Source organism: Rubrobacter tropicus (genome assembly GCF_011492945.1).
Classification (GTDB): domain Bacteria; phylum Actinomycetota; class Rubrobacteria; order Rubrobacterales; family Rubrobacteraceae; genus Rubrobacter_D; species Rubrobacter_D tropicus.
The window spans coordinates 3,111,272-3,130,859 of record NZ_CP045119.1 but is presented as its reverse complement, the minus strand read 5'-3'; the positions used below and the strand labels follow the sequence as shown (position 1 = coordinate 3,130,859).

Genomic DNA, 19,588 nt, shown 5'->3' with positions numbered 1-19,588 from the left:
GCGGGTATGATGCAGACTTTCAGACCCTTAGAAGAGGACCCGGCGCTCCGGGGCGGCTCCTTGACCGTGATCTCGGGCTCCATGTTCTCGGGCAAGACGGAGGAGTTGATCCGGCTCTCCCGCCGCGCCCTCTACGCCCGCCGCCGGGTGCAGGTCTTCAAGCACGCCCTGGAGACCCGCTCCGAGCACGAGGAGATCCGGTCCCACAACGGCATCCCCCACGAGGCGACCCCCGTCACATCGAGCGAGGAACTGCTCGGAAAGGTAGACCCCGCGACGGACGTCGTATCCATCGAGGAGGCCCAGTTCTTCGACGCCGGCATCGTCGAGGCCTGCCGGGAGCTCGCCGACGGCGGCTACGACGTCATCGTGGCCGGCCTCGACATGGACTTCCGCGGCGAGCCCTTCGGACCGATGCCCGAGCTACTGGCCGAGGCCGACGAGATCGTCAAGCTCCGCGCGATCTGCGCCCGCTGCGGCCGGGACGCAGCCCGCTCCCAGCGCCTCATAGACGGTCGCCCGGCCCCGGCCTCGGCCCCGATAATCCTCGTCGGGGCCGAGGAGAGCTACGAGGCCCGCTGCCGCCACTGCCACGAAGTACCGGAGGGCGTTTTTCAGTACGGGCTTCCGGGGGTATAGGCCGGACGGGGGACCGATGCAACCGGAAAGGGATGAGTATGCCGCGTAGATGGGTAATTTTGTTGATTCTGGTCTGCATCGCGTTGAACGGGGCTGGCTTTATGTTCAAGATCTTCGAGCCTATACCGCTCTACGACGAGATCGCGCACTTCCTCACCCCGTTCGTGCTCGTGGCGGTGGTCGCGGAGATCATCTACCGCAACGGGGGCGACGACGAGTTCTTCGACACGCCCCGCCACGCCATCGTAACGGGCTCGGTCATAGGCCTGCTCGGCGCGGGCGGGTGGGAGGTAATCGAAATGCTGCTGGCCCTGATGGGGGCCAGCATCTACAACGCCCTGCCAGACACGATCTTCGACATAATACTGGGCGTCCTCGGCGGCGCCGCCGGCGCCTACGTGGCCGACCACTTTCTCGACCGCCTCTTCAACCGCTCCCGCACGGACTCCAGCCGGCCACGGGTGCGCTAGCACGGTCTTCGGAAGCTATAGCTTCCGAAGACCACGCGGTCAGCGATCAGCCCGCTGCGGCTTCGCCTCCGCTCTCAGCCGTCAGCTTCTTGCTCTTGGCTGAAAGCTGACAGCCTCGCAAAGAGGTTGAGCCTCTTTGCGAGGCTCGCTAGGTCAGAGAGAAGGCCGGGCGGAAGCGGCCCGGCCCTAAAATCCAGACGCAGAACGCGTCAGTCCTTCTGGGTCTTTCTCTGGTCGTCGGTGACGTTGTCCTTGACCCCGCCGCCGCCCGTGGCCTCTTCTTCCTCGACGGCGCCGGGGGTGGCGTCCTTTCGGCGGCCCTTCGAGGCCTCGTCCAGGTCGTCCCTGACGTTGTCCCTGGTCTCCCCGGTGCCTTCACGCCGGTCACGCTCGGTCATGCGTCGCTCCTCTCGCTAGCTGGGCGGCGTCGCCGCCACTATAAAGTTTATGCCATCGAGGGCCGGATGGGAAACCATGTTGGCCGCCGGGCCACGTTACGCGCGTTTCATTTGAGGGAATAAGAGGGCACAGGGATCTAGAAAAGGAGCTGGCTCGTGGGGACGACGGAGTTGTTGGTGGTTGCGGGCGCGGTAGTCCTGCTGATAGTGATAGTCCTTCTGGTCATCTTCTTCATATCGCGGCGCAGCCGGGCGAGGCGGCAGGAGCAGCAAAGAGAGCGCAGCCGCGAGGAGTTCGGCTCGGAGTACGAGCGGACGGCCCGCGAGAGGGGCTCGGAGGAGGAGGCGGACAGGGAGCTCAGGCGGCGGCGCGGGAGCGTGGAGCGGCGCGTGGAGCCGCTCTCGGACGAGCGGCGGGAGCACTTCGAGGGCCAGTGGAACGAGGTCGAGCGGGTCTTCGTGGACAACCCCGAGCGGTCCATAGAGATGGCCGACCGAACCGTATCGGACATCCTCCAGGAGCGCCGCTTCATCTCCGACGCCTCCCAAAGCGACGAGGAGACCGAGAAGAGCCTCGCCGCCATGCACCCCGACGTCGCAGACGACTACAGGGAGGCCCGCCGCATGAGGGCCGACGTGGTGGCCCGGTCGGGCCGGAGTTCGGATGAAGCTTCGGAAGAGCAGTCCACGGAGGATCTGCGCCAGGCCATCCGCAAGTACAGGGCCGTGTACGGGCGCCTCATGGACCGGTAAGCCGAGATAGCCGGGGCACTAGATGCGTGTTGCGTGGTTGAGATAAAAAGGAGGTCATCTGAAGCCCGGACCAAGGGGGCATCACAGATCTCGCCGTAGAGGCGTTGACATATCGGTTACCCTAACGGCAGGAAACTCGCTCTTTGCTTTTGGAATCCCTCCTGCGCTCGATGGTAGCGAACGACCTGTACTTATTTGGTGGACCGTCGTAGTGAACTCACGTGTCCTTGATAAGCTAGGGCATCCCACGCCGCAAGGGCTACCACGGTTAGGACTGCTGCGCCGCTGAGCGCGAGCGTCGGTAGCGCGAAGCCCACGGGCATCAGCCCAGCCAGCGCAGCGATCGCGACCGCGCGCGACCAAGGCAACAGCCCGAACACGGCCCACTTGAAGAACGCCTGCCCGGCCAGAAACAGCGCCGTTCCTCCGAGAGTAAGTGTGATAGAGGCGAGCGTTCCGGGCTCGCCAGGATGCGCAACGGTGAGTTCGTCGGCGGCGGCGATGGCGATGACCCCGGCTATCATGGGCAGGTGGAAGTAGGTGTAGGCCGAGCGCCCCATCCGGCCCGGGTCCTCGGAGGAAGCAAAGACCTGGCGAGCCGCCTCGGCACTGTGAGCGAAGTAGATCCACCACAGCGCCACGCTGCCAAGGAAGGCCACCACAAACGCCAACACCGCGACCGCGGAAGCTTCGATCTCGGCGAAGGTGGTGCCGGTCACCAGGATAGACTCCCCAAGGGCGATGATGAGGAACAACTGGCAGCGCTCGGCGAAGTGTCCGCCCTCGATGGTCCACTCTCCAGTCCGGGAACGTCCTAAACCTGGTATGTAGTAACCGACCACGGGGCCGGTGTAGTCCACAGCCAGGGCGAGCAGCCACACCCCGTAGCGCGCCTCAGTACCCAGCAGGCCACCGATGATCCACAGCACCCCGGACGCCACAAGCCAAGACAGTACTCGCTGGAAGTTCGTGCTCAGCGGATGAGACCTACCCAAAGACTTTCTCAGGGCGATGAACGTGAACGCGGTACGCCCCACCTGGATCGCCACGTAGGCTAGGGCAAACATCAGCCCGCGCTCTCCGAAGGCTTCAGGGATCGCAACCGACATCACCAAGCTGGCGAGCATCACGGCGATTAGCACCAAGCGTACCGCCAACCTATTAGGATCGAACCAGTTGGTGAACCAGGCTGTGTAGACCCACACCCCCCACACCACCAGCAACAGCATCAACGTCTCCAGCACGCCTCTCAGGCTCAGGTGATCCAGCAGCCGGTGGGAGAGCTGCGTTATGGCGAACACGTAGACCAGATCGAAGAACAGCTCCAGGGGCGTGACCCGCTGCTCCCCTCCGTCCCGGGTTCGCAGCAGACCTTCGTGATCGGAATCGTGCACCGTCTACCGCCTGTCTCTATAGTGGCTGACCCGTTGGTTCGGGTTCGCGATCATGCCCTAGTTTTCCTACCGATCTCCCCACAAACAGACGTCGCATCTAGCCCTTTACAGGCACCAATATTTTGCCACGGGAGTAATAATATGTGTAACCTGGCCAGGGCGAGATCTGGAGCATTAGATGACCCAAAAACACCGTACTCACAGATTCACCCGAACGGAAGAGGCCATGACCGTCTTGTTCTGCCTCATCGACGACGCCTACGCCAGCCTCGATCCGAGAGGGCGGCGCTACGAGTCCCTCAAGCGGCTCTCAGGTTCAGAGGCTATAACCCTCGCTCTGTTCCAGCAACTGCGGGGCGTCGAGTCAGAGCGCTCCTCGCACGCGTCGGGCCTTCGGCCCTCGCTTTCAGCCTGTCAGCTTGATGTAGGATGGTTAGACTTTGGGCGTGAGGATTGCGCCGGATGCCGGGACCGAAGAAATGCTGGACTGTCTGGCCGGTGAGATTCGGCGGGCGTCGACCGGTTCTCTCGTTGGCCTTTATCTATACGGGTCGCTTGCTGCCGGAGACTTCGAACCGGAGAGAAGCGACATCGACCTGCTCGCGGTCGTCTCCTCCGGTGTCGAAGGAGAAGCGTTCGACAGGTTGGACGATATGCATGGGCGGATCGTCGAGGACTATCCCGCCTGGGAAAATCGCATCGAGGTGGCGTACGTGTCCGTCATGGCGCTCAGGAAGTTCAAGACCGAGACGAGCGAGATCGCGGTCATCAGCCCGGGTGAGCCTTTTCACCTGAAAGAGGCGGGCAGGGACTGGTTGATCAACTGGCACATGGTCAGGGAGGCCGGCGTTGCGCTCTTCGGCCCGCCGCCGGGGGACCTGATCCCGGCGACCTCGAAGGCCGAGTTCGTCGAGGCGGTAAGGAAACAGAGCGGGGACTGGGCGGATTGGGTCCACGGGATGCGCACTCCCGGCGCACGGTCCTACGCCATCGTCACGATGTGCAGGGCGCTGTACGCGTGCGCGCACGGAGAGCAGGCCTCGAAGAAGATGGCGGCGTCTTGGGCGCAGGAGTGTCTGCCGCAATGTGCGCCCCTGATCCGGCGCGCCTGGAGCTGGCGAAGCGGCGCCCCGGAGGAGGGGACCGACGACGAACCGACCCACTCCGAAACCGTGCGCTTCGTACACGACGTCATCGGCCGAATCACCTGAGCCACGCCCGCACCGAAGACCAAAACGGCTGTTCGGCCCACAAACCCCGTAGGGGCGGGTTTCGAACCCGCCCGGCGCTAATCCGCAGGCCGCCGACCGGGCTCCGAACGAAACGCCGAGAGCAACAGGAGCCCGACGCCGACCGTTATCGCGGCGTCGGCGGCGTTGAAGATGTACCAGAATGAGAAGTGGACGTAGTCGGTGACCTCGCCGGCGGTCAGGCGGTCGAGGAGGTTGCCTGCGGCGCCGCCCAGGATGAGGCCGCAGCCGTAGGTGGTTGCCCGGGAGCCCGGCCCCGAGAGGAGCATCCAGAGCACGACGACCACCGCAACGGCGCTTCCCACGAGGAGCAAGAGCTGGCTCCCGCCCAGGATGCCGAAGGCGCCGCCGTCGTTCTTTATGTGCGTGAGGCTTAGGAACCCGGGTACGAGCGGGATGCTCTCCCCGACCCTCATGGAGTTTTCGACGATCGCCTTTATCCCCTGATCCGCCCCGAAGACCAAGAGGGCGGTTGCCAGGGCCGGGAGAAGGCTCCGGGTGCGGCCGGCCGCGCTGTTCTTCGAGACTCCCACGAGGGCTTTGATCCTAGCACAGCCGCGCCCGACCTCCGCCCGGCGGCCTACGGCTTTTCGGTCCGGCGGCCGATGCCGGCCGGCGAGGCCGGTCGTACCTTAATGGCACAGGCTGGCAAACTACAGAGAGGAACCGCCATGGAGTCAAGGGAACAGAATTACGGGGTCACCGGAGAGCCGGGGGCCGCGGAGCAAGAGCCCGTCGGGCAGACGCCTATCGGGGAGGTCCCCGGTGGCGCGGACCATCCCGGAAGCGGGACAGCGGTGCTGGGCCCCAAGGAAGAGAAGACGTGGTCGGTGCTCTCGCACCTCAGCGCCTTCCTGAACATCTTCACGCTCTTCCTGGGACCGGTGGCGGCGCTAATCGTGTGGCTGGTCTACAAGGACCGCTCGTCGAAGGTCGCGTTCAACGCGCTCCAGTCGGCCGCTTACCAGGGGGCGTGGCTCGCGATCCTCGGCATCGGCTGGACGTTGACGATCGGGCTCACGTTCGTGCTCGTCGGGTTCCTGCTGATCCCGGCCATGCTGATCCTAACCGTCGTACCCTTCGCGCACATGGGCTACGCCGCCTACAAGGTCAGCAAGGAAGGCGAGTACCGCTACCCGATAGTGGCCGACCTGATCGAGAACCGTTAGGGAGAGCCATCAGCCATCAGCCGTCAGCTCTCAGCCAAAAACAAAAAGCTGAATGCTGAGAGCGAAGGCGAAGCCGAAGCGGGCTGAAAGCCGACAGCGCATGGGACGGAAGCTCTAGCTTCCGTCCCATGCTTTGAAGCCTTTCGCCGGTTCCGTGCGTATGGTTATCATGTAACGGTAGGGAAGGAGAAGACCATGCTACACGCTGGAAGAGAAGGGCCGCGGAAAGACGCGAAGCCTGGTCCCGCGGAGAGGACCAGGGATGGGGAGTTGACGGACTTTCTGCTGGACGTGCTCGAGAGCGCCGAATCTTACGACGCGCACATCCTGCAGGCGATGAGGGATGAGGACCCCGAGCTCCTCGCGTTCCTGCGCGAGCTGCGGCGACAGGACGTCGTCCGCACGAGCGGGGTGGTAAGGTTGTTGCGCCGCGCCCCTGGGGAGAAGCGGCGTTACCCGGAGGAGGGGATCGGCGCGTGATGAACTACCCGCTGGACCTGAGGTTCAAGATAGCCACCATCGGCACCCGCGTGAGCGTCACCGACGCCGGCGGGAGGCTCGTGGCCTACGTCCGCAAGAAGAAGTTCAGGTTAAAGGAGGACATCGGCGTCTACGCGGACGACGACCAGAGAAAGCTCCTCTTCCGCATAAAGGCAGACAGGATGATGGACTTCGGCGCCAGCTACTCCGTGGCGCTCTCGGACGGGACGCCGATCGGGGCCGTCCGCCAGGAGGGGATGCGCTCGCTCTGGAAGAGCACATACGTTCTTACGAACGCATCCGGCAGCGGCATCGGGTCCATCCACGAGGAGAACCCCTGGGTAAAGGTGCTCGACGGGCTCATGGAGGCGATCCCGTTCGGGGACGCCTTGGGCGGCCTGTTCTTCAACCCCGCCTACATCGTGGACCTGCGCGGCACCCCGCGCTGCGCGTGGCGAAGCAGCGCTCCGTCTTCGAGAGCAGCTTCAGGCTCGAAAAGCTCGAAGACTTCTCCGAAAAGGAGGAGGACCTGATCCTCGCCGGCGTCATCATGATGGTGCTTCTCGAACGGGACCGCGGGTAGAAGTCTCTGGAGATCGAGGCGAAGACCCATACCCTGCGAGACGGCGGCTCGCTGACCATCCGGTCGGCCATCGCGGACGACGCCCCCGCGACGCTGGAGCTTCTTCGCTCCGTCGTGGAAGAGGGGGCCTACACTGTCAGGGAGCCTTCGGAGTTCGACCTCACGGAGGCCGGGGAGCGGGAGTGCATCGAGGAGGACCGGGAGGCGGCCGGCAACCTGTGCCTCGTCGCGACGACGGGGGGTGAGGTGGTCGGCATGGTCAGGGCTTCCGCGGAGACGTACCGGCGTACCAGGCACTTCGCCGACCTCGACTCTTTGTGGGTACACGCGGTCCACAGGCGGCGTGGCGTGGCCGGAACGTTGCTCGCGGCCCTCGTCGCCTGGGCGCGGAGTCACCCCGAGATAGAGAAGCTCGGGTTGTACGTCTTCTCCACGAACGGGGGCGCGGTCCGGCTCTACGAAACACACGGTTTCGCCGTAGAGGGCCGTTACCCCAGGGACATAAAGTTCGGGGACGGCAGCTACGCGGACACGGTGGCCATGGGCCTGATAGTCAAAGAACGTCCCGCCGGTTCGAACGCGTGAGGTCCATCTACCGGAGCCCCGAAGGCGAGGCGGAGCTGATGTCCCTCTACGACGAGGCGCTCGCCCGTCTCGGCCCCGGGTGCGAGACGCGGACGATCGGTACGGTCGCCGGTCTGACGCACGTTATCGTTGCCGGTCCCGAGGATGCGCCGCCCCTGGTGGTCCTGCAGGGCGGCAACTTCCTGAACCCGCTCTGCCTCGCGTGGTTCCTGCCGCTCGCGAACGAGTACCGGCTCTACGCGCCCGACATCATCGGCCAGCCGGGCCGCAGCGCCCAGTCCCGGCCGTCCGCCAGGGGCGACGGGCACGCCCGCTGGCTGGTGGACGTGCTCGACGGGCTCGGCCTCGGGCTGGCCTCGTTCGTCGGGATCTCCTACGGCGCGGGGCTCATCTTGAGGTTGGCGGGCCTGGCGCCCGGGCGCATCGACCGGGCGGTCCTCGTCTCGCCCGCCGGCGTCGCCGCCGGCCCGATCCGGCCGATGCTCCGCCAGGTGGCACTGCCGATGCTCCTCTACCGCGCCTCCCCCAACCCGGAGAGGCTGCTCCGGGCCGCGTGCCCGATCCTGACCGAGCCCGAGGAACCGTACGTGCGCCAACTCGGGGCCGTCTACAGGCACGTAAGACTCGACAGGCAGTTGCCGCGGGCCGCCACGAAGGAAGAGCTCTCCGGGTACGGGAGCCCGACGCTGCTCTTCGCCGCCCAAGACGACCTGTTCTTCCCCGCCGAGAGGACGATCCCCCGGGCCAGGGAGATCATCTCGAACCTGGAGGCCGAGACTCTGCCGGGCCGCCACGTCCCGTCGAATGAGACTTTCGCCCGCGTCAACGACCGCGCGGCCGCTTTCCTGAAGCCCGGCTGACCGGCCCGCGCTATCCGGGCGGGCGGACCATGACCTCCAGCAGATGCTCCAGGGCCTCCTTTGGGTCTTCGGCGAGGCCGGTATGGACTGGGGAGGGCTGGACGACGGTGCTGCGGGGCGCGGCGAGCCACCCGAAGCGCTGGACGGGAGGCAGGAGCCCGACGGCCCCGGCCTCCCGTCCGCCGGCGCAGACGCGGCGCGCGGCCTCCAGGTGGGCGCGAACGGCTTCGGGGTCGAGGTTGGGGTCCAGGTTGCGCAGGCGTTCGGGGTCTAGGTGGAGGCGGGCGTCGAGGAAGCGTTTCTCCTGGCAGTAGAGGACCACGCCCGCGTTTATGAACTCCCCGCGTTCCACCCGGGGAACCACGCGCAGGAGGACGTACTCGAAGGGGCTAGGCAAGGGTTTCCCTCCTTGCCTCTTCGAGCGCGTGGGCCCACACGCGGGGCTCCCGCAGGCGTGAGGTGAGGTAAGAGACGTAGGCCGAGCGCACCGCGTCCGGTCCGTCGAAGCCGGCCTCCCTGGCGAGCCACTCGTCCGGGATCTTTCCCACTACCTCATCCAAAACCCCTTTCGTAAGCCGGGGAGCCAACGCGGCATCCGCCTCCGCGAGTGCCGAGGCGAAGGGCAAGAGGACGTGGTCGCGGGCCGCCGCGAAGGGGCGCCGGCTGACGGCCTCCAGGGACGGGCCACCCCGGCCGGGCCAGTTGTGGTGGAAGTACAGGGAGGCGCCGTGGTCTATCAGCCAGAGCCTGCGGTGCCAGACGAGCAGGTTAGTGTTGCGCGGGGTGCGGTCCACGTTCTGGACGAGGGCGTCGAACCACAGGATGCGGGAGGCGAGATCCGGCCCAGGCGGCTCCACGAGCGGGTCGAAGCCCAGGGAGCCGGGCAGGTAGTCGAGGGCCAGGTTCAGGCCCGGGCTGGCGCGCAGGAGGTCCTGTATCTCGGGATCTGGCTCCGCCCGGCCAAGGTCGGGATGTATGTTCACGAGGACTATCTCCGGCACCGGAAGGCCCAGAGCGCGCCCGATCTCACCGGAGACGAGCTCCGCGATCAGCGCCTTTCGTCCCTGCCCCGCGCCCCGGAACTTGAGGACGTAGGTGCCGAGGTCGTCGGCCTCGACGATGGCCGGCAGCGAGCCCCCCTCGCGCAGGGGCGTGACGTATCGCGTGGCGGTAACGGTGCGGAGCATCGGACCCAGCCATTCTACCGCCGGCACGCCGGCTTGACCTTGCCCCTCGGGCAGGCCGTAAGGTTGCGTCGTAGCGAGGATGAGACGGGTGTAGATCCGGAGGCCTAGACCGATTCAACCTTCCGGCCGATGCGGGCGTGCGGAAACCGCCTTAGGGTCTTTGCGTAGAGTATAGGCGACGTGGGAGGCCGGGATGCTTGTCGGGAAGAGGGCGAGTTCGGAAGAGCCGGGAGGTTCCGTGGTTGACGAGTTGATGATCGAGGCCACCGGTGTCCAGAAGGTCTACGAGGCCGGCGGCCTGCGGGTGCGGGCGCTCCGGGGCGTGGACCTCGGCATCCGGCGCGGGGAGATGGTCGCCATCATGGGGCCGTCCGGGTGCGGCAAGACGACGCTCCTGAACGTGCTCTCGGGCCTCGACGAGCTCTCGGACGGCGACGTGCGCATCGACGGCGAGGCCATCGGGGGGATGTCGGACAAGAGGCGGACGCGGTTTCGGGCCGAGAGGATGGGGTTCATCTTCCAGTCTTACAACCTGATCCCGGTCCTCTCCGCCATCGAAAACATAGAGCTCCCCCTCCTCGTCGCCGGCAAGAAGCCCAAGAAGGCCCGCCGCTGGGCGCTCGACGCCCTGGAGATGGTGGGCCTTTCGGATCAGGCAGACAAAAGGCCGGCCGAGATGAGCGGCGGCCAGCAGCAGCGCGTCACCGTCGCCCGCTCCCTCGTCAACAACCCGGCGATAGTATGGGCCGACGAGCCGACGGGGGCGCTGGACTCGGAGACGAGCAAGGGGATAATGGACCTCCTGGTTCGTCTGAACGGCGAGCAGCGCCAGACCTTCGTCCTCGTCACCCACGACGCGGCGGTCGCCGCCCGCGCCCACCGCACGATCCTTATGCGCGACGGCAACATCACGAGCGACGAGCAAAACGGCAGCCCGCGCGGGGAGGGCGAGTAGCATGGAAGAACTCTTCGGCATCCCGACGACCCAACTCATGTGGATCCTGCTCGCCGTCTTCGGCGTCGGCCTCGTCCTGCTCGTGCTGAGCGCCCTGCGCAACCGCGTCTCCTTCAGGATGGCCGCCCGCAACCTGCCCCGCCGCCGCGCCCAGACCGGCCTCGTCATCCTCGGCCTGATGCTCGCGACCATGCTCTTCTCCGCCTCGTTCACCACCGGCGACACCCTGACCAACTCTTTACGCCTCCAGGCCCTCGAAAACCTGGGCCAGGTGGACGTGGAGGTTCGGGCCGAAAGTCAGGACTCCTCGGGAGGACAACCCTTCGGCGAGACGACCGCCGAGCGCGCCAGCTACTTTGACCAGGGCGTCGCCGACGACGCGCGCGAACGCCTCTCCGGCGAGGACCGAGTCGCCGGCGTCGCCCCTTTGGCCAGAGAGACCGTCCCCGTCACCGCCAAGGGCACCGACCTCAGCGAGCCGACCGTGAGCGTGCTCGGCATCGAGGAGGGCTCCATGCGGGGATTCGACCGGCTGACCACCGGCTCGGGCGAGACGCTCGGGGTAGATGACCTCGGCAAAAACGAGGTGTACCTTAGCGCCGACGCCGCAGACGGCCTCGACGTGGGGAAGGGGGACGTTGTCCAAACGACCCTCGCCCCGGCCCCCGAGGCCGAACCGGCCGCCGGGACGAACGCGGCCGCGGCCGCCGCCCTGGCCTCCGCGGCGCCCGCCCCCAGGCCCGCGGAGTTGACTGTGGCCGGAATCTACGAGAAAGGCGCCAATCCGTCGTCCTCGTCCTCGATGGTGATGCCGCTTCAGAGGTTGCAAGAACGGGTCGGGGAGGAGGGGCGCATCAACTCCGTCCTCGTTACCCACGACGGACCGGCCGTCGAGGGCGCCCTCGGGACCAAAGACACCGTCGACGCCCTGGGGCCGGTCTTGCGGGAGAACGACCTCAAGGCTGAGCCCGTCAAGAAGGACGCCATAGAGGATGCCGACACCAACGGCGAGACGTTCACCAGCGTCTTCTTGCTCTTCGGGCAGTTCTCCGTGGCGGCCGGGGTCTTACTCATATTCCTGATCTTCGTGATGCTTGCCGCCGAGCGCAAGCACGAACTCGGCATAGCGCGGGCCGTCGGGATGCGCCGCGGGCACCTGATGCGCATGTTCGCCTTCGAGGGCGCCCTGTACGCCGTGATCGCGAGCGCCATAGGCAGCTTGCTCGGCGTCGGGGTCGGGTGGTTGATGGTGCGCGTCATCGGGGAGGCCTTCGCCGGCTCCGGGTTCGAGATCCAATTCGCCACCAGCCCCCAGAACGTCGTCATAGCCTTCTGCCTCGGCATGGTCCTGACCTTCGCCGTGGTCCTCGTCTCCTCCTGGCGCGTCAGCCGCCTGAACGTGGTCCGCGCGATCCGGGACATCCCCGAACCGGACAGGAAGGGCCGCAGCGTCAAGGGGGTGCTGCTCGCCCTCTTCACCCCGGTCGCGGGCGCGCTCCTGATCCTCCAGGGGCTCCAGGCCGAGCAGATGGGCCTGTACATGCTGGGTCTCTCGCTCGTAGTGGTGGGAGCGGCGCTCGTCGCCCGGATCTTGCGGGTCCCGGAGCGGGTTGCGTTCACCGCCGCCGGGATACTCCTGCTCGCGCTCTGGCTCGCGCCCGTCTCGCTCGCCCCGGAAGGGATGACCGAGGGGATAGACCTGTTCTTTATCTCGGGGGCGATGATCGTCCTGGCCGGCGTCTGGGTCGTGATCTACAATTCCGAGCTGCTCCTGGGCGCCATCGTCGCCCTGTTCGGCTGGATCCGGGGCATGCCCCCCGTCCTGCGCGCCGCCGTCTCCTACCCGATGCAGAGCCGCTTTCGCACGGGCATGATCCTTGCCATGTTCTCCCTCGTGGTCTTCACGATAGTCACCATGAGCTTCATTACGGCGGCCTTCAGCTCCATCTTCGAGGACACCGACCGCCTCTCCGGCGGCTTCGATATCCGCGCCGACGCGGGCTACGCTGTCCCCATAGCCAACATGAACGACGCCCTGAAGGACGCCGAGGGCGTCGACGAGGGAGACATAACGGCCGTGGGCACCCAGACCGGGTTGCCCGTGGACGCGAAGCAGAGGGGCACGGACCGCGAGCCTGAAGGATTCTTCGTGCAGGGCGTGGACGCGGGCTACACCGAGAACGTCGGCTACGACTTCAAGACGACCGCAAAGGAGTACGACACCAGCGAAGAGGTGTGGACCGCGCTTAGGGAAGAGGAGAACACCGCGGTCATCTCCGCCGAGCTGGCGCCCACCCGCTCCGACACCACGTTCGCCGGTCCGCCGCCATCTCTGGAGCTCTCCGGCTTCTACGGGGAGGACGCTACGCTCCCGGACGACCTCTTCGTGACGGTCGAGGATTCGCAATCCGGGCGGACGAGGGACCTGCGCGTGATCGGGGTCCTCGAAGACTCGGCCTTCTTCGCCTCCGGCATGCTGACCTCGAAGGCCACCCTCGATGATCTCGCGGGCTCGCCGTTGCCGGCCCAGGGCTACCAGTTCCGGCTGGCGGACGGGGCCGACGCAGGGGCCGTGGTGAAGGACCTCGAAAAAGCGTTCGCCGAGAACGGGCTGCAGGCCGTGTCGGTGGAGAGGGAGATCCGGGACGGTTCCGCCTCCCAGGGACTCTTCAACAACCTGCTGATGGGCTTCATGGGCTTGGGTCTCCTCGTCGGCATAGCTGCTCTCGGTGTCATAGCAGCTCGCTCGGTGGTCGAGAGGCGCCAGCAGATCGGGATGCTCAGGGCCCTCGGCTTCCAGCGCGGCCAGGTACGTCTCGCCTTCCTCATCGAGTCGTCCTTCGTGGCCCTGCTCGGCATCGGGCTCGGCGTGGCACTGGGCGCCGCGCTCTCGGTCGGCATCGTCGACTCCTTCGCCGAGCAGTTCGCGGGCGTCCAGTACACCGTGCCGTGGACGACGCTCGGCGTGATCGTCGGCCTCGCCTACGCAGCCTCCCTGCTCACGACCTTCCTCCCCGCCCGCCAGGCGAGCAAGGTCTATCCTGCGGAGGCACTCCGCTACGCGGAGTAGGTTCCGGGCATCAGGCTTCAGGTTTTGCGGGGCGATCTCTATCGGGGGTCGCCCCCTTAGTTGCGCCGCAACAGTCGATCCGCCTCACCCGCAGGCCTCTGGTCGGCAGACGAGCAGCTTTTCCCCATAGCCTGAAACCTGATGCCTGATGCCTAAAGTATTCGGGCCGGCGAAGCCGCTCCTGTCAGGAGGCGGCGATCACCGGCCCGTGCTACGGACCCCGGTCGTCCCACAGCGCCGGCGTCCGCGGCTGGTTAGTCTGCTTTCCTCTTCATCGGTCCCTACCTCCTGTTCGAGGTGCAACGTCACGAACGGTATTGTAGCAGACGTGGCTAAGGTCGAGCGGAGCTTTCGTGGTGTAGCCCGGTTTCTAGTGGGGCGGCGCGGGGATGGGTCTTTGTGGGGTTCGCCGCTCGCGAAAGGGCGGTAAGGTACGAGTTAGGTTACGAGGGCGAGCAGAGGAGTCGGCTGTGATGAACAGAGAGAAAACCGGCGCATCCGGGGGCAAGATCCCGGAAGCCTGGATCGGGCAGCAGGTCATGCTGGAGACCACGGAGTCCCTTTCGAGCGATCTGCGGGCCGCAGCACCCGTGTACCTGGAGGACGTCAACGAGCGGGGCGTGGTGATGCTCGTAACGCGCCACCACGACCAGAGCCAGTCCTCGCGTTACTTCTACCCCTGGAGCGTCGTCGGCTGGATCCGCCTGGCCGAGGAAGACGAGCGGGCTTAGCCGCGGCCCGCAAACTACTAGAGAGCGGTTTGCAGAGGGCTCGAAGCCTCCGCAAAGCCGTCAGCCATCAGCGGTCAGCTTTCAGCAAAACCAGGAAGCCGACCGCTGAGAGCGGAGGCCTGCGGAGCAGGCCGCAGCGGGCTGACGGCTCGGGTTACGCGCGGACCACCAGCGTCTTCGCGACCATGTCGCCGAGGCGCTGGTTCTTGTCCGAGACCAGGGCGACCACGAAGGCGACGAGGTAGGAACCGATGCCGTCCACGATCCTCAAGAGGGTGCGCAGGACGGCCGCCCGGGTTCCCGGCGCCCGGCCGTCGCTCTCGCGGATGACCTTGATGCCGAGGGCCATCTTGCCCAGAGTCTGGCCGTAGCGGCCCTCCATGATCGTGAAGTACGCGAAATAGACGAGCAGGGCGGCGAGGCCCCCGAAGGAGAAGAGCACGCCCGAGGCGGCGTCAGAGAACTGCCCGTTGCCCCAGCCGTCGATCAGGGCGCCCGGCGCGGTGAACAGGCTCGCCAGGAGGCCGAGCAACACCACGTCTATTATCGTCGCCAGCACCCTCCGGCCGATCACCCGCGTGTCAGGCCGGACCGATGCACCATAAGTTACCCCTGTCATGACTTGCCCCTTTCCTGGGAACCTTCTTCAACACCCGAAATGATGCCCCTGCGCGCCGGGACCGTCATCGGTCCCTGGGACGATCCTGAATACGGCCGAAGAACCATCCTGCCCGGATGGTTCGGGAAACTGGACCCGGTTCAAGCCAGACAGGTCAACGATCGCGCGGCGTGCGACCGCGGCGAAACCTGGCAGAAGAGGTCCGGTTTCCGCTCCCGGGGCACGACGCCGTAAGCGCCGACGACCGCCAGCGCGTCTTCGGTTACTGCCGGTCCGTCACACGAGGCCGAAATTCCTGAGGAACAGGAGCAGCGCCAACGTCGAGAAGGCCACTGCGCTGGCGTCGTGCGCCCACCTCCACGCCGCCGACCGCCCCCGCGAGCCCGTCTGCTGAAGGATGAGGTACAGCCCCAGGGCCGAGAAAGTCCCGACGTGCAAGAGATCTCCGTCCAGCGCCCCGAAGGTTACGGTGGCCGGCAAGCAGGCCAGCGCTATCCAGAAGAAGGCGCCCCGCTTGCGGGGCGATCCCGGCCCCGCGTCCTGGTGGTCCGTCTCGGGGCCCGGGCTGTCATCGTTTCGAACCACCAGGGCATCGTGGCGGTTTCGGATCGAGTGCGCATCGCCCAGGGTGATGATTCCCGGACCCGAAAGTATGATCGCGCGATGGATCGTACGGAGATTTCGGGAACGGCGCTTGGCGGCGGAACGTGGCGCCTGGAAGAAGATCCCTGCCCGACCGATGCGGCGCGTAGTCCCCGGGACGTACGGTGGCTGGGGCTCTGGACCGATGTGCTGTGTCGCGTGCGGGACTAAACTTCACGCACGATGGAGAGCGGGTAAACATGAAGATGGGTATCTTCTCGCTGCGGCGGCTGCGCTGGAAGTTGGCGTTGAGTTACACGCTGGTCGCCGTCGTGACGCTGCTCGCCGTAGAGTTGTTCATCGCCAGCGGCCTCACGGCCTTCCTGAGCTCCGAGCTGTTGCCGAGGTCGATCGTAACCATCGCGAGGGACAACTTCGCGCCGAGGCTCGAGCCGCACCTCGACGGGAAGACGCCCGACGTCCGGGGCCTGCGTGAGGAGTTGGACCTTATCTCCCAGACGACGCCGGAACCGCCGGGTCCGGCGGGCAGCCGATTGGAGAACGGCACTTCCGACGTCGGCGCCGGCATAGACCGGGGCGTCGTGTTCGTGGTTGACGAGGATGGGAAACTTCTCGTCTCCGACCCGACGATTCCGGCGTTCCCGGAAGGGGAGCGCTTCGATGCCGGGCGCGTTGAGGGGCTGGAGCCGATCCTGAACGCCGCCCTGCGGGGCGAGGAGAGCTCGGATGCGTTGTCGGACCGCCGGCCCTCCGGCAGGCTGCTCATGGCCGTCCCCGTCGAAGGCGATGACGGCCGCGTGAACGGTGTGCTCGTCGGCGCGTTCAGGATGCCAAGCGTCGCCGGGGCGTTGCTCATCACGGTGGGCGCCGGGGCCGTGCTGCTGCTGATACCGGCCGGCCTTCTGGGCCTCATCTTCGGCTTCTTTACGGCGTGGGGGATCACGCGCCGCATAGGCAGGCTCGCCCACGCCGCGCGAGCCTGGAGCCGCGGCGACTTCTCCGTGACCGCCAAAGACCGCTCCAAGGACGAGCTCGGCCAACTCTCGCGCGAGCTCAACCAGATGGCCGCGGACCTCGAGAACCTGCTGCAGGCCCGCGGGGAGCTCGCCACTCTAGAGGCCCGCAACCGCTTCGCGCGCGATCTGCACGACTCCGTAAAGCAGCAGGTCTTCGCCACTTCGCTCCAGATAGCCGCCGCCCGGGCCTTAATCCGGAAAGACACCGAATCGGCCGAGTCCCACCTCGGCCAGGCCGACGACCTGGTCCGCCAGGCCCAGAAGGAACTCAACATCCTGATAGCCGAGATGCGGCCCGCCGCCCTGGAAGGAAAGGGCCTCACGGGCGCCCTGCGCGACTACGCGACCCGCTGGTCCGAGGGGGCCGAGATCCCGGCGGAGTTCCGCGTCCGCGGCGAGCGGGAGGCGCCGCTCGAAGTGGAGCAGGCCCTCTTCCGCGTCGCCCAGGAGTCTCTGGCGAACGTCGCCCGCCACAGCGGAGCCGGGAGGGCGGAGGTAGACCTCTCCTACACGGCGAGAGAGCTAACCCTTCTCGTCTCCGACAACGGGCGGGGCTTCGACCCTTCACAAGGCTCCGGCGGGGGATTCGGCCTCCAGAGCATGCGCGAGCGGCTCGTAAAGCTCGGCGGCCGCATCACCGTAGACAGTGCTCCGGGCAAAGGGACGCGCGTAACGGCTGTCTGTCCGTTCGAGGACCCATCAAAGAAAGAGAGAAGATCGTGAGCGAGCCCATAACGGTCCTGCTGGTGGACGACCACGCGCTCGTGCGCCAGGGCGTGAGGGCGTTTCTGGAGACGCAGGACGACATAACCGTCGTCGCCGAGGCGGGGGGCGGGGAAGAGGCGGTGAAGCTAGCCGCCCAGCACGCGCCCGACGTCGCCCTGATGGACCTGATCATGCCCGGCATGGACGGCGTGGAGGCTACGCGGCGGCTGACCGCCTCCTCGCCGCGCACCAACGTCGTCATGCTCACCAGCTACCACGACGACGAGCACGTCTTCCCGGCCATCAGGGCGGGCGCCCTCTCCTACGTGCTCAAGGAGATAGGACCGGAAGAGCTCGCGGACGCCGTCCGCAAGGCCGCCGCCGGGGAGACCATCCTACATCCGCGCGTCGCGGCCCGCGTCGTGCGCGAGCTCCACGGCGCCCGCCGCGACGAGCCCAACGTCTTCCACGAGCTCTCCGACAGGGAACTCGAAGTCCTAAAGCTCATAGCCGACGGCATGAGCAACGCCCAGATAGCAGGCCGCCTGTACGTGAGCGAGAAGACCGTCAAGAGCCACGTCTCGAACATCCTCGGCAAGCTGCACCTCGTCGACCGTACCCAGGCCGCCGTCTACGCCTGGCGCCAGGGCGTCGTGCGCCGCGATTAGAGCAATCAGCGATCAGCCCGCTTCGGCTTCGCCTCAGCTTTCAGCCGTCAGCTTTCGGCCGTCAGCTTTCAGCCGGTCAGCATTTCGGCTTTTTGCTGATGGGCTGAGAGCGAGGGCCGCAAGACCCGAGGCGTGCTGAGAGCGTAGCCCGTCAGGGCGCAGCGGGCTGATGGCCGAAAGCTGACAGCGCGACTTGCCGCAGGCAAATCGCTTCAGTGGGAGTGTCCGTCGTCGTGGGAGCCTAACGGGGCGTTGGCGCCGCGCTCTCTCAGCATGTCTTTCATTATCTCTATCTCGCCTTCTTGCGCCGCGACGATGGCGCCGGCGAGGTTGTCCACTTCGGGCCGGTCGGTCCGCTCCATGGCGGCCTCGGCCATCGGGACGGCGGCCTGATGGTGCGGGATCATGAGCCGGAAAAAGAGCTTGTCGGCTTCTTCGGGGGACGCGTTCTGCAGGCGCTCTATCTCTTCGGGCGAGGCCATGCCCGGCATCCTGCCCTCAGTCGGGTGGCCCATCCACGACATCGCGGGTTGCGTGCCGGTGGGGGAGAGGCCCCAGGCGTCGAGCCAGCCTTGCATGCGCCCGATCTGACCTTGCTGCGCGAGAGCCATGTCGGCGGCCATGAGCCGCACCTCTTCGCTCGCGGTCTTGTCCCGCACGATCTCGGCCATCTCGACGGCCTGCGCGTGGTGCACGGACATGTCCCTCGCGAACCCGGCCTCCGCCGAGCCGTCTTCCGGCTGTTGACCCGAGAGGTAGAGCCAGAGCGACAGGGCCACGAGGAGCACCACGGCCGCGGCGAGGGCGAAGAGCAGGGGCCCCGTGTTCTGGGATCTCTTGGAGGGCATCCCTAGACGGTGTCGCCGGTGCCGCCGGAGCAGGTGGCGCCTGGCTCCTGGGTCTGCGGGCCCTGGCGGTAGGCCCGGACGAACCTTTCGAGGTCCGGGCTGTCGGCGCTCTCCAGGGTCAGTTGCTTGCCCCAGGCCGAGGCGACGACGGGGGCCGGCAGGTCGGGGTGGGGGCTCGCGAGCATGCAGGTCTGGCCCTCGACGAGTTCGCGGATCTGGTCCTTCTGGTCCTGCGGGAGGTTGGGGTCGTAGGTGATCCAGACCGCCCCGTGCTCCAAAGTGTGCACCGCGTTCTCGTCCCTGACGGGCGCGTCGTAGAACCCCTCGTTCTGCCAGACGGGGTTGTGCTCGCCGCCGGTCGGCGGGGTCTGGTCGTAGTCCACGTTCCCGTCGGTGTGCTGGTTGGCGGGCCCCACGTCGTAGGTCTCGACCTCGCCGGGGGGCGTGCTCGCCGACTGCTGGCGCGAGTCGATCACGACCAGCGCTATGAACCCGGCGATGAAGGCCAGAACTACCGCGCCGACGATGATGTAGGTCCTCCTCGAACCGTCCGAGGAGGACGCCGTCCTGACCTGACCACTTCTCTTGTTACCCAATCGTCTGCC

The 19,588-nt window shown here is 66.6% G+C and carries 23 protein-coding genes; 14 read left to right on the top strand and 9 right to left on the bottom strand.

Annotated features, from left to right (window positions below; all coding sequences use genetic code 11):
- The first annotated feature begins 6 nt into the window (after positions 1–6).
- Positions 7–639: a thymidine kinase gene (locus GBA63_RS15795; RefSeq protein ID WP_266096277.1), complete on the top strand. Its 633-nt coding sequence runs from the start codon at positions 7–9 to the stop codon at positions 637–639.
- Positions 640–677: 38 nt separating this feature from the next.
- Positions 678–1,109 carry a hypothetical protein gene (locus GBA63_RS23315; protein ID WP_207956831.1) on the top strand — a complete coding sequence of 144 codons (432 nt, stop codon included), beginning with the start codon at positions 678–680 and terminating at the stop codon, positions 1,107–1,109.
- Positions 1,110–1,318: 209 nt separating this feature from the next.
- On the opposite strand, the gene GBA63_RS15785 is transcribed toward GBA63_RS23315, so the two are convergent.
- Entirely contained in the window at positions 1,319–1,507 is a 189-nt protein-coding gene (locus GBA63_RS15785; RefSeq protein ID WP_166177574.1) for a hypothetical protein, read from the bottom strand.
- Between the two features lie 156 nt (positions 1,508–1,663).
- Between GBA63_RS15785 and GBA63_RS15780 the strand changes: the two genes are divergently transcribed.
- A complete protein-coding gene (locus GBA63_RS15780; protein ID WP_166177572.1) occupies positions 1,664–2,260 on the top strand; it encodes a hypothetical protein in 597 nt (198 codons plus the stop codon).
- A 191-nt stretch (positions 2,261–2,451) separates the two neighbouring features.
- Here GBA63_RS15780 and GBA63_RS15775 read toward each other — a convergent pair whose 3' ends face one another.
- A complete protein-coding gene (locus tag GBA63_RS15775) occupies positions 2,452–3,654 on the bottom strand; it encodes a low temperature requirement protein A (protein ID WP_166177570.1) in 1,203 nt (400 codons plus the stop codon).
- Between the two features lie 446 nt (positions 3,655–4,100).
- On the opposite strand from GBA63_RS15775, the gene GBA63_RS15770 reads away from it, so the two are divergent.
- Positions 4,101–4,865: an aminoglycoside adenylyltransferase domain-containing protein gene (locus GBA63_RS15770; protein WP_228282598.1), complete on the top strand. Its 765-nt coding sequence runs from the start codon at positions 4,101–4,103 to the stop codon at positions 4,863–4,865.
- 77 nt (positions 4,866–4,942) lie between these two features.
- Here GBA63_RS15770 and lspA read toward each other — a convergent pair whose 3' ends face one another.
- Complete coding sequence (lspA, locus tag GBA63_RS15765; protein WP_166177566.1) at positions 4,943–5,437, bottom strand: signal peptidase II; 495 nt, start codon at positions 5,435–5,437, stop codon at positions 4,943–4,945.
- Between the two features lie 138 nt (positions 5,438–5,575).
- Here lspA and GBA63_RS15760 point away from each other — a divergent pair, with 138 nt between their 5' ends.
- The 5 genes from GBA63_RS15760 to GBA63_RS15740 all read left to right on the top strand — a co-directional run bounded on the left by GBA63_RS15760 (position 5,576) and on the right by GBA63_RS15740 (position 8,581).
- Positions 5,576–6,073 carry a DUF4870 domain-containing protein gene (locus GBA63_RS15760; RefSeq protein WP_166177564.1) on the top strand — a complete coding sequence of 166 codons (498 nt, stop codon included), beginning with the start codon at positions 5,576–5,578 and terminating at the stop codon, positions 6,071–6,073.
- A gap of 195 nt (positions 6,074–6,268) precedes the next feature.
- A complete protein-coding gene (locus GBA63_RS15755; RefSeq protein ID WP_166177562.1) occupies positions 6,269–6,553 on the top strand; it encodes a hypothetical protein in 285 nt (94 codons plus the stop codon).
- Positions 6,550–7,086 (top strand): hypothetical protein, encoded by a 537-nt coding sequence (locus GBA63_RS15750; RefSeq protein WP_166177560.1) that lies wholly within the window; start codon positions 6,550–6,552, stop codon positions 7,084–7,086. The genes GBA63_RS15755 and GBA63_RS15750 overlap by 4 nt, the downstream gene beginning before the upstream one ends.
- A 56-nt stretch (positions 7,087–7,142) precedes the next feature.
- Positions 7,143–7,721: a GNAT family N-acetyltransferase gene (locus GBA63_RS15745; protein ID WP_166180262.1), complete on the top strand. Its 579-nt coding sequence runs from the start codon at positions 7,143–7,145 to the stop codon at positions 7,719–7,721.
- Positions 7,718–8,581 (top strand): alpha/beta fold hydrolase, encoded by an 864-nt coding sequence (locus tag GBA63_RS15740; RefSeq protein WP_166177558.1) that lies wholly within the window; start codon positions 7,718–7,720, stop codon positions 8,579–8,581. Before GBA63_RS15745 ends, GBA63_RS15740 begins: the two co-directional genes overlap by 4 nt.
- Before the next feature lie 10 nt (positions 8,582–8,591).
- Here the strand turns inward: GBA63_RS15740 and GBA63_RS15735 are convergent, their stop codons facing one another.
- Both GBA63_RS15735 and GBA63_RS15730 read right to left on the bottom strand, forming a co-directional pair.
- Positions 8,592–8,978, bottom strand: a complete 387-nt coding sequence (locus GBA63_RS15735) for a DUF3037 domain-containing protein (RefSeq protein ID WP_166177556.1) — start codon at positions 8,976–8,978, stop codon at positions 8,592–8,594.
- Positions 8,971–9,768, bottom strand: coding sequence for a HipA family kinase (locus GBA63_RS15730; protein WP_166177554.1), 798 nt, complete (start codon positions 9,766–9,768; stop codon positions 8,971–8,973). Before GBA63_RS15730 ends, GBA63_RS15735 begins: the two co-directional genes overlap by 8 nt.
- A 238-nt stretch (positions 9,769–10,006) precedes the next feature.
- Here GBA63_RS15730 and GBA63_RS15725 point away from each other — a divergent pair, with 238 nt between their 5' ends.
- The 3 genes from GBA63_RS15725 (at position 10,007) to GBA63_RS15715 (ending at position 14,524) form a co-directional block, all read left to right on the top strand.
- Positions 10,007–10,723, top strand: a complete 717-nt coding sequence (locus GBA63_RS15725) for an ABC transporter ATP-binding protein (protein WP_228282137.1) — start codon at positions 10,007–10,009, stop codon at positions 10,721–10,723.
- Position 10,724: 1 nt separating this feature from the next.
- Entirely contained in the window at positions 10,725–13,793 is a 3,069-nt protein-coding gene (locus tag GBA63_RS15720) for an ABC transporter permease (protein WP_166177550.1), read from the top strand.
- A gap of 473 nt (positions 13,794–14,266) precedes the next feature.
- Complete coding sequence (locus tag GBA63_RS15715) at positions 14,267–14,524, top strand: hypothetical protein (RefSeq protein ID WP_166177548.1); 258 nt, start codon at positions 14,267–14,269, stop codon at positions 14,522–14,524.
- Positions 14,525–14,678: 154 nt separating this feature from the next.
- Here the strand turns inward: GBA63_RS15715 and GBA63_RS15710 are convergent, their stop codons facing one another.
- Together GBA63_RS15710 and GBA63_RS15705 are read right to left on the bottom strand one after the other, a co-directional pair.
- Positions 14,679–15,143: an RDD family protein gene (locus GBA63_RS15710; protein ID WP_166177546.1), complete on the bottom strand. Its 465-nt coding sequence runs from the start codon at positions 15,141–15,143 to the stop codon at positions 14,679–14,681.
- A gap of 276 nt (positions 15,144–15,419) precedes the next feature.
- On the bottom strand, positions 15,420–15,728 hold the full coding sequence (locus GBA63_RS15705; RefSeq protein WP_166177544.1) for a hypothetical protein: 309 nt from the start codon (positions 15,726–15,728) through the stop codon (positions 15,420–15,422).
- Positions 15,729–15,985: 257 nt separating this feature from the next.
- On the opposite strand from GBA63_RS15705, the gene GBA63_RS15700 reads away from it, so the two are divergent.
- Both GBA63_RS15700 and GBA63_RS15695 read left to right on the top strand, forming a co-directional pair.
- Positions 15,986–17,485: an ATP-binding protein gene (locus GBA63_RS15700; protein ID WP_166177542.1), complete on the top strand. Its 1,500-nt coding sequence runs from the start codon at positions 15,986–15,988 to the stop codon at positions 17,483–17,485.
- Positions 17,482–18,135, top strand: coding sequence for a response regulator (locus GBA63_RS15695; RefSeq protein ID WP_166177540.1), 654 nt, complete (start codon positions 17,482–17,484; stop codon positions 18,133–18,135). Before GBA63_RS15700 ends, GBA63_RS15695 begins: the two co-directional genes overlap by 4 nt.
- Positions 18,136–18,347: 212 nt before the next feature.
- Here GBA63_RS15695 and GBA63_RS15690 read toward each other — a convergent pair whose 3' ends face one another.
- Positions 18,348–18,983 carry a DUF305 domain-containing protein gene (locus GBA63_RS15690; RefSeq protein ID WP_166177538.1) on the bottom strand — a complete coding sequence of 212 codons (636 nt, stop codon included), beginning with the start codon at positions 18,981–18,983 and terminating at the stop codon, positions 18,348–18,350.
- Between the two features lie 2 nt (positions 18,984–18,985).
- Positions 18,986–19,579: a DUF3105 domain-containing protein gene (locus GBA63_RS15685; protein WP_166177536.1), complete on the bottom strand. Its 594-nt coding sequence runs from the start codon at positions 19,577–19,579 to the stop codon at positions 18,986–18,988.
- Positions 19,580–19,588 lie beyond the last annotated feature (9 nt).